Origin of the sequence: Arcobacter acticola, assembly GCF_013177675.1 — a bacterium.
Classification (GTDB): Bacteria; Campylobacterota; Campylobacteria; order Campylobacterales; family Arcobacteraceae; genus Aliarcobacter; species Aliarcobacter acticola.
In genome coordinates, this window is the sequence record NZ_CP042652.1 from 1,381,623 (window position 1) to 1,396,394 (window position 14,772).

12 protein-coding genes and 1 tRNA gene are annotated in these 14,772 nt (G+C 27.6%); 8 read left to right on the forward strand and 5 right to left on the reverse strand.

Annotation, left to right across the window (positions count from 1 at the left end; genetic code table 11):
* Positions 1-163 precede the first annotated feature (163 nt).
* From AACT_RS07095 to AACT_RS07120, 6 genes are all read left to right on the forward strand, one after another.
* Positions 164-397: an acyl carrier protein gene (locus AACT_RS07095; protein ID WP_216658232.1), complete on the forward strand. Its 234-nt coding sequence runs from the start codon at positions 164-166 to the stop codon at positions 395-397.
* Positions 390-1,529, forward strand: a complete 1,140-nt coding sequence (locus tag AACT_RS07100; protein WP_172126139.1) for a D-alanyl-lipoteichoic acid biosynthesis protein DltD — start codon at positions 390-392, stop codon at positions 1,527-1,529. The genes AACT_RS07095 and AACT_RS07100 overlap by 8 nt, the downstream gene beginning before the upstream one ends.
* Positions 1,529-1,669 carry a hypothetical protein gene (locus AACT_RS07105; protein ID WP_172126140.1) on the forward strand — a complete coding sequence of 47 codons (141 nt, stop codon included), beginning with the start codon at positions 1,529-1,531 and terminating at the stop codon, positions 1,667-1,669. The genes AACT_RS07100 and AACT_RS07105 overlap by 1 nt, the downstream gene beginning before the upstream one ends.
* The gene (locus AACT_RS07110; RefSeq protein ID WP_172126141.1) at positions 1,669-2,805 is read left to right on the forward strand and encodes an MBOAT family O-acyltransferase; all 1,137 of its coding nucleotides are present in this window, start codon (positions 1,669-1,671) and stop codon (positions 2,803-2,805) included. The genes AACT_RS07105 and AACT_RS07110 overlap by 1 nt, the downstream gene beginning before the upstream one ends.
* Positions 2,802-4,238 (forward strand): AMP-binding protein, encoded by a 1,437-nt coding sequence (locus AACT_RS07115; protein ID WP_172126142.1) that lies wholly within the window; start codon positions 2,802-2,804, stop codon positions 4,236-4,238. The genes AACT_RS07110 and AACT_RS07115 overlap by 4 nt, the downstream gene beginning before the upstream one ends.
* A 122-nt stretch (positions 4,239-4,360) precedes the next feature.
* On the forward strand, positions 4,361-6,067 hold the full coding sequence (locus tag AACT_RS07120) for a protein adenylyltransferase SelO (protein WP_172126143.1): 1,707 nt from the start codon (positions 4,361-4,363) through the stop codon (positions 6,065-6,067).
* A 62-nt stretch (positions 6,068-6,129) separates the two neighbouring features.
* On the opposite strand, the gene AACT_RS07125 is transcribed toward AACT_RS07120, so the two are convergent.
* From AACT_RS07125 to AACT_RS07140, 4 genes are all read right to left on the reverse strand, one after another.
* A tRNA-Leu gene (locus AACT_RS07125) sits at positions 6,130-6,213 on the reverse strand.
* A gap of 266 nt (positions 6,214-6,479) precedes the next feature.
* Entirely contained in the window at positions 6,480-7,784 is a 1,305-nt protein-coding gene (locus tag AACT_RS07130) for an IS1380 family transposase (protein ID WP_172125880.1), read from the reverse strand.
* Between the two features lie 315 nt (positions 7,785-8,099).
* On the reverse strand, positions 8,100-8,378 hold the full coding sequence (locus AACT_RS07135) for an HU family DNA-binding protein (protein ID WP_172126144.1): 279 nt from the start codon (positions 8,376-8,378) through the stop codon (positions 8,100-8,102).
* A 121-nt stretch (positions 8,379-8,499) separates the two neighbouring features.
* On the reverse strand, positions 8,500-9,078 hold the full coding sequence (locus AACT_RS07140; RefSeq protein ID WP_172126145.1) for a class II aldolase and adducin N-terminal domain-containing protein: 579 nt from the start codon (positions 9,076-9,078) through the stop codon (positions 8,500-8,502).
* 60 nt (positions 9,079-9,138) lie between these two features.
* Between AACT_RS07140 and rsmH the strand changes: the two genes are divergently transcribed.
* Together rsmH and AACT_RS07150 are read left to right on the forward strand one after the other, a co-directional pair.
* Positions 9,139-10,041 (forward strand): 16S rRNA (cytosine(1402)-N(4))-methyltransferase RsmH, encoded by a 903-nt coding sequence (gene rsmH / locus AACT_RS07145; RefSeq protein ID WP_172126146.1) that lies wholly within the window; start codon positions 9,139-9,141, stop codon positions 10,039-10,041.
* Positions 10,042-10,284: 243 nt separating this feature from the next.
* On the forward strand, positions 10,285-13,374 hold the full coding sequence (locus tag AACT_RS07150; RefSeq protein WP_172126147.1) for an efflux RND transporter permease subunit: 3,090 nt from the start codon (positions 10,285-10,287) through the stop codon (positions 13,372-13,374).
* A gap of 60 nt (positions 13,375-13,434) precedes the next feature.
* Here AACT_RS07150 and AACT_RS07155 read toward each other — a convergent pair whose 3' ends face one another.
* Entirely contained in the window at positions 13,435-14,715 is a 1,281-nt protein-coding gene (locus AACT_RS07155) for a C40 family peptidase (RefSeq protein ID WP_172126148.1), read from the reverse strand.
* Between the last annotated feature and the right edge of the window lie 57 nt (positions 14,716-14,772).

Below are 14,772 nucleotides of genomic sequence, written 5' to 3' on the forward strand. Positions count from 1 at the left end.
TCAAATGTTACTTTTTGATATGCTTACCCTAAATATAAATATAATATACTGTCTAAATATTGACAGTATATCCCTTCCTATGGCAGTATTCACAACCTCATTTAATTAAAAAATCTATTGTTAATTAAGAATAAAATATTGAATAAATAAAGGAAAAAAAACAGTGAATTTCATAGAAAGAATAAAACCTTTAGTAGAAGAAATTGCATTTAAAAAAGTTGATATTGATGAACCATTATATACTTCGAATTTAATAGATAGTATGGGAACAGTTGACCTTGCAATGATGTTAGAAGAAGAATTCAATATAAAAATTGATACAAGAGATATTATAGAAAGTAATTTTGATAGTTTAACTAAGTTAGCTAATTATATCAAAAGCAGGGTAAGTGAATAAACTTTTTATAAATATTTTATCATTTACTATTGCCTTATTATTAGTTTTAGGATTATTATATTTTAATAAAAATAAGATATTAAATTATTATGCAAAACCTTTACAAGATTCTTTACAAAGAACTATTAGCTTGCAAAATGATTTAGAAAGTGGAAAAATCGTTTTATTTGGTTCTTCTGAGTTAGTATTTTATCCTAATCAAAAATTTCTACCACAAAACTATTTTAACAATGATTTAAAACTACCTTTGCGAGTACAAGGGAACGAAGGGCAACAATCTTTTGCTATTATGTCTCAATTGGCAGCTTGTGATAATGAACTTGTACGAGATAATGCAAAAGTTGTAGTACTTTTATCACCTAGTTGGTTTACAGGTTCTTATGATAATGGATTAAAAATGCCTAAATTCTTAGAATATATGTATCCAGGAATGATGAATAAACTTTATTTCCAAAGTGAATCAGATGATAAATATAAGTTATTAATTAGTGATTATATCAAAAAAAATATTGCTCAAATTAAAGAACCAAACTTTATATATAAAGACTCTTTTTATGATTTAAAAAGTGATTATTTAGATAATAAATTTAAACAAATTATAATTGAAAATTTTGATAGTAAAGATAATAATCCTAAAAATATTGATTATAAAAATCCAAATCTTGATTATGAGAGTTTAAAACTTGAAGCCAAAAGTATTACTATTCCTCCAAAAAATAATAATTATGGAATAAATGATGAGTATTATGATAGATATATTGTGAAACAAATAAAAAAAGACAATTTTCCTTTTGGTGTTATAGTATCTCCTGATATAAATCAAAATCAAGAATATAATGATTTTTTAGTTTTACTAGAGTATTTAGAAACTTATAAAATCAAAGCACTTTTTGTAATGCAAGATTTAAATCCTTATGCTTTTGCTAATAATAGGGAAGAAGCAAATAAGCTTATGCAGATAATTAAATCAAAAGTTTTAGAACATAATTTTGAATATTTAGATATGTGGTCAAATAAAAAAGAAGATTACGAAATTGGAACATTAACAGATATTGTTCATATGGGTGAATTAGGTTGGGTACGAATCAATCAGGCTATTATCAATCATTTTATGAAAAATAAGGAAAATTAATGAAATATTTCTTTAGAAGTTTTTTTATATATTTGTTATTGATTATTGGATTCTTATTTATTCTTATTGATAAAAATGTTGAAGATTTAAGTGGACAAGATGTTGAATCAACAGTAACATTCGTTTATGAGGCATTTTAATGGATAAAATTTTACCTTTTTCTGGAATTAGCTTTTTTCTTTTATTTTTTTCTTTTATATTATTTTTATATTTATTTAAAAATATTTTAAAGAAATTTATTCCTTTTAGTACAGTTTTATTTATTGCTGTAATCTTGTATATATATTTTTGTATTCCTCATGCAGATAAAATATTACTTTTTCTTGTGTATGTTTATGCTATATATTGGATATTTGTAGCAAATAAATATCAAGAAACGATTTTCCCTATGATGCTTATTGCAATACCTATGATAATACACAAGATGGATATATCTCCAATATTTAAAATTCTGGGAATATCATATATTACATTTAGAACAATTCAAGCAATGGTTGATAGTCATAATTATGGAAAATTATCTTTTATTGAATTTACTTCATTTTTATTATTCCCAACAACATTACTTGCAGGGCCTATTGATAGATCATACAGATTTCAAGAAGACTTAAAAAAAGGGTATGAAAATTTAACTTTTTCTAATATTGGAAAAGGCTGGGATATTTTGATTGTTGGAGTATTGTTTAAATTTGTTTTTGCAGAATTAGTAAACAAATTTTGGCTTTCTACTATTGATGAAAATAGTGCTTTTTTTCTTGATATGATAAATAGTGCATACTCATATACTATTTATCTTTTCTTTGATTTCGCTGGTTATAGTGCTATGGCTGTTGGTTTGAGTATTATGATTGGAATAAATGTTCCTATGAATTTTAATCATCCTTATTTAGCCCCAAATCCACAAGATTTTTGGAGAAGATTTCATATTACTTTAGGTTCATGGTTAACAGATTATTTCTTTAAACCTCTATATAAATATTTACATAATTTTAATATTTTAAAAGGTAGAAGATTATTGATACAAAATCTTGCAATCATAGCTACTTTTTTACTTATGGGAATGTGGAATGGTTTTACTTGGTATTTTATATTTAGTGGTTTTTTATTTGGTATTTACTCAGCTATTCACAATATATATGTAGTTTATGTAAAAAAAGGTGGATATGATTATTTTACATTTTTCCCAGATATTATAGCTTTGAACTTAAAACGATTTTTGATGTTAAATGGTGCTGTTTTAGCACTTTATTTTTTTAGTGGGAGAGTTCCTGTATGAGATTTGATTTAGAGTTATTGGATTTTGTTGATTGTGACAAAGATTTAAATAAATTAGCTTTAAGTGCAAGTGATAGAGATTTAACTTGGGATGAATTTAAAAATGAAGTTGATGCTTTCAAAAGTGAGATTTTAAAATACAATTTACCAAAAGGTCATCCCGTTGTTATTTATGGGCACAAAGAAGCTAAGTTTTTAGTTAGTATTGTGGCTTGTATGAGTTTAGGTTTACCATATATCCCTGTTGATACAATCTATCCAAAAGAAAGACTTCAGAAGATTATAAATATTGTAAATTCAGCTTTATTAATTGATACAATTGATGATACTTTAGGTTTCAATAAAAAAAATATAAATACGACATATTATTTAGATGATCCAATAATATATATAATATTTACATCAGGAAGTACAGGTGAACCTAAAGGTGTTCAAATAACACAAAACTCAATTTTAGATTTTAATAAGTGGTTAGACACTGATTTTAAATTTTCAAATGATAGTGTATTTATGAATCAAGCACCTTTTAGTTTTGATTTATCTGTATATGAACTTATTGGATTTTTATCATTTGGAGGAACGATTGTTTTAAATAGTCGAGAATTATTAGAAAATCATATAGAATTTTTTGAACGACTTAAAAAATACAGTTGTAATACATGGGTTTCAACACCTTCATTTATAAGTAAGTATTTACTATCATCTGAATTTACAAGTAATGATATAAAAAGCTTACAAACTTTTCTTTTCTGTGGAGAAGTATTACCAGCAACAACTGCAAAAAGAATTTTAAATAGTTTTCCAAGCTCAAAAGTTCTAAATACATACGGTCCAACGGAAGCAACAGTAGCTATTACCTTAATAGATATTACACCTGCTGTTATTGAAAAATATTCAAAAAGCTTACCAGTTGGATATGTAAAAGAAAATACAGTAATAAACTTATTAGATAAAGATAGTGAAAATGTTGGAGAAATAGAAATCGTTGGAGACAATGTTTCAATAGGATATTTTAAAAATGAAGAGCTAAATGCTCAAAAATTCCAAGCTAAATATGAAAAAAAAAGTTTTAGAACTGGAGATTTTGGATATTTTGAAGATGATATGCTTTTCTTCGCAAATAGAAAAGATGAGTTAATAAAACTACATGGATTTAGAATAGAACTAGGTGAAATAGATAAAGAATTCACAAACAATAAAAATATTAATGAATCTATTACAATACCTTTAAAAAGAGGAACAGAAGTAGTAAAACTAATTACTTTTATTATCACAAATACGCATATAGATATAGAAGAATTAAAAAAAGAGATATCCCAAATACTTCCATATTATATGATTCCATCTGATATTATAGTTCTTGATAAATTTCCATATAATACAAATCATAAAATTGATAAAAATCAATTAATTGAAATTTATAGAGGCTTATAAGTAATATATTTTCTATGATAAAATTAAAACCATAAGTAAAATTGATTATAATAAAAAATCAGGTACTAATTTAGAAAATATAAATAATTAAGCTTTTTGTTCCTGAATTTTAAGGAAAATATATGAAAACAATAAAAGAAAACAATCAAACTATAGAAACGCTTGATGATCTATCAAAACTAGTAGATTATTCACTTGTAAATACACTTAACTGTGATCCACAATGTAAAGCTAATGGAATAGATCATTCCCCAAGACAAGTCTTTTCAGGCCATTATGTTTTGGTTAATCCAACACCAATTGAAGAACCCCAATATATAGCCCATAGTAAAACTTTTTTTAAAGAACTAGGTTTTGCAGATACTTTAGCACAATTGCCTGATTTTATTAGCATGTTTTCAGGTGATACTTCAAATGTTCCTGAATCTATGAAAAAAAAGACTTGGGCATGTGGCTATGCTCTTTCTATATATGGGACTGAGTATTATCAACAATGTCCTTTCCAAACTGGAAATGGATATGGAGACGGTCGAGCAATATCAGTGCTCGAAGCTCTTATAAATGGTAAACGTTGGGAGATGCAGCTAAAAGGTGGAGGTAGAACCCCATATTGTCGCGGAGCTGATGGTAGGGCAGTATTAAGATCAAGTATTCGTGAGTTTCTTGCTCAAGAGCATATGCATGCACTTAACATACCTACATCAAGATCTTTAAGCTTATATACTTCAAGAACAGAAAAAGTAAAAAGACCTTGGTATTCAGATGGCTCTTACTCAAAAGATCCAGATATGATGGTATCTGAAGCAGTTGCTATTTCTACACGTGTTGCACCATCGTTTCTTAGAGTTGGGCAAATTGAACTTTTTGCTCGTCGTGCTAGAAAAAAAGAACATCCAAAAGCAATGGAAGAACTTGAAAAAATTGTATTACACTTAATTGATCGTGAGTATAGTGACGTTATTGATAAAACTTTACCTATTGCAGAAAAAATAGTTTTACTAGCTACTGAGTTTTGTAATCGTCTTACATCTCTTGTTTCAAATTGGATTCGAGTTGGATATTGTCAAGGTAATTTCAATAGTGATAACTGTGCAGCAGGAGGGTTCACCCTTGATTATGGTCCATTTGGATTCTTAGATGTATTTGATCCATCTTATCAATCGTGGACAGGAGGAGGGCGTCACTTTTCATTTTTAAATCAGCCAGCAGCAGCTGAACGTAATTTTAATTCATTTTATACAGCATTACAAGTGTTATTAGCATCAGATGAGAGTTATTTATCTAAACTTGAAGAAATCAGAAATAGTTTTTCAAAAGTAATGCAAATCCAAATGGAAAAAATGTGGGCTTCTAAACTTGGGCTTAGTGTTTTTGATGCTCAATTATGGAATGAGCTTGAAGCTCTTATGATAGAAACTTCTGTTGATTATACAATCTTTTTTAGAGAGCTTTCAAATATACCTGAAAATATTGATGCCCTTAAAAAAAGTTTTTATAAAGACATAAATAGTGATGAGAACTTGGAAAAACATTGGGCACAATGGTTAAATAAATGGAAATCTCTTATAAATACAAGAAATCAATCATCTGAAAAACTTTCTCAACAAATGAAACTTGTAAACCCAAAATATACTTTAAGAGAGTGGTTTTTAGTACCTGCTTATCAGTTGGCAAAAAATGCAGATTATTCTTTAATTCATGAACTTCAAGAAATCATGACAAATCCATACTCTGAACAATCACAAGAAATAGAAGAAAAATATTATAGATTAAAACCATCTCAATTTTTTGCAGTTGGTGGCATATCACATGTTAGTTGTTCATCGTAATTTTGAAAATTAATTGATTAAAGATAAATTTATGATTTTTGTTAAGGTATTACATTAATAAGTGGTACCAGTGACCGGACTCGAACCGGTATGCCTTTCGGCAGTCGATTTTGAGTCGACCAAGTCTACCATTCCATCACACTGGCACTTTTAAGTTTGGAAGTATATATGAAACAATATTAGAGAATGATTAACCCAAATAAATCCATAGTACAATTTCTGCTCTTTACTTGTAAAAAAATATCAATTTTTTCAGAATAAAAATACTAAATTAGGCTATAAAATTATACTTCACATTTTTTGACTCCAATTTTAATGAGATATTGGTACTTTTTGCGAGATTTACAGTTTTTCAGGCGATAGTATCCTGTTGTTATTTTATTGAAAAATAGGATTTCTAAGTTTTTAGCTGTCATTGTAAGCTCTCTTCATAAGCTCTGTATCTGATGTTTTGTAACAATTCTTTAAACTGTTCATTAACTTTTAGAGTTATCTCTCTGGCATGTGAAACTACTTTACCTGCGATATTATAAAGCTTGTATCTGATTGTTTTTACTGTATGTTTTTGCATATTAGAGTCTAAAATCTGTTTGAATAGTAAAAACAGATTATATGCTAAAGTACCAATGGCAAAGTAAAAGGCATTTGCTTGTGTGTTGGATGTTGGAAGATAACTCATATTAAAGCCATTCTTTAACTCTTTAATCTTGTTCTCACTTGTTTCACCACGTTGACGATGAAGTTTAATAATCTCTTCAGAGCTTAAATCATTATCATTTGTAGCAATACAGTAATAAATCTCATCTTGATATTGCATCATCACTTCATCCGATATATACTCCTCCATTGTCGGAAGAATCGGTGTTATATCTTTTTTAATTACTATCATCCGAAAAGCATTATCTGTATCTTGCATTGTATGTGTAAACTCTGAAACTTTCTCTCTTTTGGAAAAAAATTGCCATGTATCATCTTTAATATCTTTGATTGAATCAAATACATTCTTGTTCTTTTTAGCTGTTACAGTAAAAAGAATATTTTCTTTATCGCAGTGGTTAAAAATAGCAGCTTGATACGAAGCACTATCAGCACGAAACCTATCAAACTTTACTCCGATTGGAAGTTGTCCTTGGCACTGCTTGATAAACTCTAAGTTTTTGCTTGCAGGTGCCTCATTACCCTCTTTGAAATCAACATCAATTACATATCCGCCATTAATATGTCCAACCATAGGCATATAACCAGGTGCATTTTTATAAGACCACTTTGCAGTATTTTTATGTGCTTCAATAAATGTAGCATCTATGTCTAAGATAAGCTCTTCACTTTTGATACTTTTTAGAAATCTTTTTAAGAACTGTTTGTTGATCTTTCTTATTCCATCTTCCCCGATAGTCTTATGCTTATGAAGATATTTTGTGAACGCTGATGCTGTTGGAATATTATCCATTTTTAGAAGTGTTGAGAGTGCTGTATCTAATCGTATCTCTTTAATATCATCAAGAACTCTACCCCCACTGTGAAGCATTAGAATCAATGGATAAATAAATTCAAACGGAGTATATCCGTTTGGATGTTTAGCTAAAGGAAGGTTTGTATTGCAAAGACTCTCAAGGTTTATACCTTTGAGATACTCCCCAAATATTGCTACACCTGTTCTAGGAGTTAATTTTTCGTTTGTGGATTGTAGTTTGAAATTTAAGATAGTCTGTGCCATAATCTAATCCTGAGTTAGAAAAAGTTACACCCAGTAGGTGAAAGTTTTAGGTGTAACTTTTTCGCTTTAAAGTACCTAATTATAGAGCAAGTCGGCTTGTTGTCTAATTTAGTATGGAATTATTAGGGATTAATAATAGTGTTTCTAAATTACTTTTCTAAGCTTTTTTAATCTAATTTATTTCGAGAATAAATTGTAAAAATATCTATAATAAATCAATCATAAAAAATAATGCAAAAAAAAAGGATAGAAACAAAAGATTCTATCCTTTTTTATAAAATATAATAACTTATATTTTAAGAAGTAAAACTATACTTATTTAGCTGCAACAGCTTCTTTAAGAGCTTTTCCAACTTTGAATTTTGCAACAGTTGTAGCTGGTACGTTAACAGTTTTGTCAGTACCTGGAACTTTTGCAGTTCTTGCTGCTCTATCAGCTGTAGTAAATGTACCAAAACCAATAAAGCTTACAGCTTCTTTTTTCACTAAAGTTTCTGTAATTGTATCTAATACTGCATCAACAGCACCTTTTGCGTCTTTTTTCGATAAACCAGCTTTAGCTGCAACTGCGTCAATAAATTCTGCTTTGTTCATGGATGAACTCCTTATTTAAAATTAAATTGAGAAAACTTTATAGTATTTAAGCTTTAGAATAGCTAAAACTAGGGGCTTTAATGGAAAATATGCAATAAAAATAATAAAAAAGGACTTTTTTTTAATTAAAAGAGCTTTTTATACTTAAAAGTCGGCATGAATTTTCTAAAATGGCTATTTTTTTTACTAGTTCATGAATGTCTCTATCATAGACATAAGTACCAATTCCTTTGATAATCATTATGTTGTTTTCTGATTCTTTTAAGTATTTTGTAATTTCAAGAGCATTTCTTTTATACCAAGTTGAAAAATCACCTGGATTATATATTGTAATTTCTCCAAAAGTTGTTTTTCCAAAGAAATCTTCCAAAACTATTTTATTATGATTTAAAGTATATGCTGTAGTGTAAATAGGCATTCCAAATGCAATATATTTTGCTTCATGAATATTTGCATAAATTGTTGCATGAATATCTGATTCCATACTTGCTATATTCCATCTATAATCTTGTTTATTGATATTTAAAGAACAAAAAGATTTTTCATCCATTCTATCAAATATTGCATCTCTTGTATTAATCATAAAGCTATGCTCATCTTGTTTTGTAGAAATTGCACCATGATAAATACCAAAGAAATTCTTACTAAACATTGTTAATGATAGGTCTGCTAATATTTTTACAGTATCTTGATCAAGCATTTTAAAAGCCTTAAATATATTTTTGGATATTATATACTAATTTAAATAAGGACCGTTTTAATGAATATTCCCCACATACCTGTTTTATATAAAGAGACACTAGAAGCCTTCATAAGTATAAATGATGGTTATATAATAGATTGTACCACAGGATTTGCAGGTCATAGTAGTGGATTGCTAAGTTCAAATGAAAATGTAAAACTAATTTGCAATGATCAAGACGATGAAGCTTTGGCTTTTTCTAAGAAAAGATTAGAAGATTTCTCTTCAAGAGTTATTTTTAATAAAGGTAATTTTGAACATGTTATTGATACTTTTAAAGATTATGAAATAAGAGGAGTATTAGCTGATATTGGAGTTTCATCTTTACAACTTGACAAACTTGAACGAGGTTTTGGTTTTGAAAGTGATACTTTGGATATGAGAATGAATCAAAATCAAGCTTTGGATGCTGCAACTGTTGTAAATACATACTCACAAGATGAGCTTGAAAGAGTTTTTAAAGAGTGTGGAGAAGTTAGAGAGTATAAAAAAGTTGCATCACTAATAGTAAATAATAGACCATTTACAAGTGCAAAAGAGATTTCAGAACTGCTTGCTAAAAAAATGTCAAAGGGTAAAATTCATCCAGCAACGCTTCCTTTTCAAGGAATTAGAATAGAAGTTAATGATGAACTAGGTGTTCTTGAAAGATTGTTTGATTCTTTAGAAAATGCTAAATTTAAAAACTGTATTGTTGCAATCATCTCTTTTCACTCTTTAGAAGATAGAATTGTGAAAAATTATTTTAAAAAATGGACCAAATCATGTATTTGTCCAAGTGGAATTTTTAGATGTGAATGTGGAAATAATCACGCTTTAGGAAAGATTATTACAAAAAAACCTATAATTCCAACAAACGAAGAAATTAAACAAAACCCAAGAAGTAGAAGTTCAAAATTAAGGATATTTAAATTTGATTAATTTAACTGCAAAAAACTCTCTTATAATAGTATTTGTATTATTATTTATTGCATTATTTTTATATTTTCCGAAAATATATTTGAGAAGTAATATTTATTATATTAGTAAAGATATAAATAAATTATATGCCCATTATATTTCTTTACAAGAAGAAAATACCTTCTTAGCACAACAGCTAGAAGATATGAAGTTCAAGAATCAAATTATAGATTCTTTATTGTTTAATCCTTTAGATTCTAAAAAATGATAAAAAGTTTAATAGAGTTTTCTTTACGAAAACCTCTTCTAAATCATTTCATACTTTTATTTGTATTTTTATTAGCTACTTTTTCTTATTTTAAAATACCAAAAGAAATTTTTCCACCATCTGCTATGGATGCTATTACCATAAGTGGATTTTACACAGGAGCTAGTTCTGAACTTCTTGACAAAATTGCTGTTAGTGAACTTGAAGATGAGCTATTAGGTCTTAGTAGTGCTGATACAATTTCTTCAACTATCAAAAATGGAAGTTTTTCCATAAAAATAGATTTAAAAGATGGTTATAAAGCAAAAGAAGAACTTGATGATGTGAAAGATATTGTTACAAAAATAAAAACAAATCTTCCCTCTGATATGGATGAACCAATTGTAAAAGCTGTAGAATTTTCTTTTCCTTTAATTACTGTTGCTGTTTATACTAAAAATAAAGATTCTAAAGAATATTTAATTGAAGTTGCAAAAGATGTAAAATCAAGGGTAATGCAACTTAAAGATTTATCACAAGTTACAGTTCTAGGTGAAAGTGATAAAGAGCTATTAATGACTCTTAATAATGAAAAAATAAATGCTTATGGCTTAGAAAAAACAGCTGTTATAAATGCTCTTTCATCTTTGAGTTCAATTTTTCCAATTGGAATGATAAAAGATGTATCAACTCATTATTATCTTTCTACTTTTAATGGTGAAAAAGATATTGAAAAACTAAAAAATACTTTAATAAAAATAAATGGAAAATCAATATATCTAAAAGATGTTGCTGATATAAAATTTACTTTAGGAGATATTGCAGATATCTCACATTTTAATGGAAACACAAATATTGCTGTTGGTATAAATAAAGGTACACAAGGTGATGCCATTGAGCTTGTAAAGCAAATAAAACAAATCACAAAAGAGTTTGAGAGTAAATATGAGAACTTAGAGTTTGATACTTATATTGATACTTCTATTTGGATTAAAAATAGGCTTAATACTGTTGTTTCAAATATTGTTTTTGGTTTAGTTTTACTTTTTATAGCTCTGTTTATTTTCATAAATTTAAGAATTGCTATTGTTATTGCAATTGGGATTCCTACTTCATTTATGATAGGTTTGATTAGTGCTGAGTATTTAGGATATAGTTTAAATATGCTCTCCCTTTTAGGAGCTTTAATTGCCTTGGGAATGCTTGTTGATGAAGCCATTGTTGTAGGTGAAAATATTTATAGACACATGGAAATGGGAAAAGATAAATTTACAGCAGCAAGGGATGGTGCACTTGAAATGTATCCCGCTGTATTAACAGCAACTGCTACAACAATCTTTGCTTTTTTACCAATACTTCTAATGACAGGAGAAGTAGGGAAGTTTATGCAAATACTTCCTATTATGATTAGTATTTTGCTTTTAAGCTCTCTTCTGGAAGCTTTTTTCTTTTTACCTTTACATGCAAAAGATATTTTAAAAGTAACTCCAAGTGAAAAAAAATCACATAAAATTTGGGAATTTAACTATAAACTTTATGGAAATATTTTAGGGTTTTTACTAAGGGGAAAATATATTGCTATTTTAGTGATGGTTTCACTTATTTTTGTAGGTTCTTATCTTATATTTAAAACTCAGAAATTTAGATTTATGCCTTCTTTTGATTCAACTCAAGTATATATCACAGGTTCAGTGGGAGTTGGTAAAAAAATTGAACAAACGGAAGAATTAGTATTTGAACTTGAAAAAAAGATGTTAAATTCACTTGATTTTAAAAATAGTATAAATTCTATTAGTTCAGTTATTGGAATGAAACTAGATGGTAAAAATATGCCCCATTATGAAGAATTTTATTTTCATGTTTTTGTAAATTTACATGAACGAGCGGCTGAAAATTTCTTTGAAAAATATATAAATCCATATTTATCTCCAAAATATGATGATTCAAATATGATAAGAGAAGTTAGTGCTCAAGATGTGGAAGAACAGTTAAAACAGATTTTAGCTTTAGATATAAAATCAAATAAATTTGATGAATTAAAAGTTTTTGTTCCACAAACAGGAATTGTAAAAAACGATGTTGAAATTGCGATTTCTGGTAAAAAAGAAAATACTGCAATTGCAGTTAAAAAATTAAAAGAAAGCTTAGCAAAAGTTGAAGGCGTTTCCAATATTGCAGATGATTTAATAGTTGGAAATTATGAATTGAAATTTAAAGTAAATTCTTATGGATATGATTTAGGAATCACAGAAGAAACTATTTTAAATCAATTAAGACCTTTTTATTTTAAAGGAACTTATTCGAAGATGTTTGATAATAAAGGAATTATTGATATAGTTTTTGAAAGTAAACATAAGGATATTTTAGAAAGTTTAAATACTTTTACTATAAACACTAATACAAATCAAAAAGTCTTACTAAAAGATGTAGTGGATTTTATAAGAGTTCCTTCTTATTCTCAAATTTTTAAAGAAAATAGTGAACAAATAATAAGCATAACAGCATCACTAAGTAAAATCACATCAACTGAACTCTTTGAAAAAATAGATAATGATATACAAGAGTTAAGACGTGATGTTAAGCTAGTTATAAAAGGTGAACAAGAGGAAAATGAGAAAGTACAAAGAGAAATGTCACAAGCTGCTTTAATAGCTATTATTTTAATTTTTATGGCCCTTATTTGGATGTTTGATTCTATTGTTAAACCATTAATTATATTAAGTACTATTCCTTTATCTATTTTGGGAGTTTTAATAGGGCATGTTGTTATGGATATAAATATTTCTATGCCAAGTTTAATTGGAATGGTTGGGCTTTCTGGAGTTATCGTAAATGATGGAATAATTATGATGGATTTTATTAAAAAAGCTAAAAGTTTAGGAGAGTTAGTTCACTATTCAAAAATGAGATTAAGACCTATTTTATTAACTTCAATTACTACGGTATTAGGTCTTGGAACACTAATATTCTTCTCTTCAGGACAGGCTTTGATTTTACAACCAATGGCTGTTTCTTTAGGTTTTGGTATTATTTGGGCTACAGTATTAAATCTTTATTATGTGCCAATGCTTTATAGAATAATTTATTTAAGAAAAAGTGTTGATTAGAAAGCGATTAAAAGTTTATTTATAAAGATAAAAAGCTTTAGAATTTTAAAATTCTAAAGCTTATAATATAACAATTCCTGTAACTCTACCTAAGATATTATTGTCTTCATCAAAATCTTTCATACCTTTCCCCGGCTCTAATGTTGTAACTGAAGCTTTTCCAATAATATGTCTATATTTGTTTCCCTCGCTATCTTTTAGTCTTACACTCCATACGTTATGAGCGACAAGTGGTTCGTCGTTTTTAGTGCCAATATAAAGCATTATATGACCTTTTAAATATACTAATGTAGAAAAAGGTACACCATTTTCTTTTATAAACTTTTTCTTTTCATCAATACTTAATTTTGATACATCAAGAAGTTTACCATTTGTAGTTTGTGCTTTTGAATTTCTATGTAAAAATTTTCCAAAAGGTGCAAAATAATCTTGTGTGAAACTTGAGCAATCTCTATTGTTTAATAATCCACCCCAACCATAAGCTTCATCTAAAAGTTGAGTCATGATTTTTATTCTATTTTCACTATTAAACGCTAAGGGCATAGCTTCTACTTCATCTTCTTGTAAATCTATATATGAAATTAAAGCATTTTGATTTCCATCATTTTTTGCTATAATAAATTTATTTCCATTTCTTGGAAATATTGTTGCAACTTTTACATATTCTCTAAAAATAGGGTCATAAATTGGAAATTTTTCTTTTATTGAAATATAATAGTTAGATGTTTTAAATTGACTTATAAAATCTTCACTAACAAATGCTAAATTCCCTATTTCAATCCAACCTCCAACTGTGCTTGATTCAATATATGCCCAAGCTCTATCTTTTGAAAGATGTGAAACCATAATAGGTGTATTTAATTTAATCAAAGAGTTTTGATTATAATCAAAAGGGAATCCCTCTCCTGGTTTTGTTGGGTCATAAAACATAACTGAATTTGTAGGTAGTACTCTAACATTTGTATTTTTAAGTGTAATCGCTTTTTTTACAAGTGTATTATATTCATCGAAATTTGAGTTATCAATTTGCTTATCAAACCACTCAGAAGTAGCTAATTTATGATTTTCTAAGTAAACTTTTCTATTTTTATAAGATTGACCCCACATGGCTTCTATTTTAGGATAAGAAACTTTTTTTGCATTCCAAGGAATAAAAAACTTTTCAAAGAAATCTTTTGAAGCTTCATTTTGGTTTATAAAATTATCATTTGCAGTTTGTGAAAGTTCCACAATATCACTTGCTTTTGGTTGTTCTATTCTTGTTGGTTCTTTTACAGAACAAGCAGTAAATAAAATAGTTGATAAACAAATAAGAGATAGTTGTTTAAATATTTTTTTCATTTTTCCCCTTTTATTAAATTAATAAATTTTTTGTGATTGTATCATCTTTTTATTTTG

Excerpts from the sequence above, each read along its gene's own strand:
- AACT_RS07130 (WP_172125880.1), bottom strand. The coding sequence starts at position 7,784 with ATGGCACAGACTATCTTAAATTTCAAACTACAATCCACAAACGAAAAA.
- AACT_RS07135 (WP_172126144.1), bottom strand. The coding sequence starts at position 8,378 with ATGAACAAAGCAGAATTTATTGACGCAGTTGCAGCTAAAGCTGGTTTA.
- AACT_RS07150 (WP_172126147.1), top strand. The coding sequence starts at position 10,285 with ATGATAAAAAGTTTAATAGAGTTTTCTTTACGAAAACCTCTTCTAAAT.
- AACT_RS07140 (WP_172126145.1), bottom strand. The coding sequence starts at position 9,078 with ATGCTTGATCAAGATACTGTAAAAATATTAGCAGACCTATCATTAACA.
- AACT_RS07115 (WP_172126142.1), top strand. The coding sequence starts at position 2,802 with ATGAGATTTGATTTAGAGTTATTGGATTTTGTTGATTGTGACAAAGAT.
- AACT_RS07155 (WP_172126148.1), bottom strand. The coding sequence starts at position 14,715 with ATGAAAAAAATATTTAAACAACTATCTCTTATTTGTTTATCAACTATT.
- AACT_RS07110 (WP_172126141.1), top strand. The coding sequence starts at position 1,669 with ATGGATAAAATTTTACCTTTTTCTGGAATTAGCTTTTTTCTTTTATTT.
- AACT_RS07120 (WP_172126143.1), top strand. The coding sequence starts at position 4,361 with ATGAAAACAATAAAAGAAAACAATCAAACTATAGAAACGCTTGATGAT.
- rsmH (WP_172126146.1), top strand. The coding sequence starts at position 9,139 with ATGAATATTCCCCACATACCTGTTTTATATAAAGAGACACTAGAAGCC.
- AACT_RS07105 (WP_172126140.1), top strand. The coding sequence starts at position 1,529 with ATGAAATATTTCTTTAGAAGTTTTTTTATATATTTGTTATTGATTATT.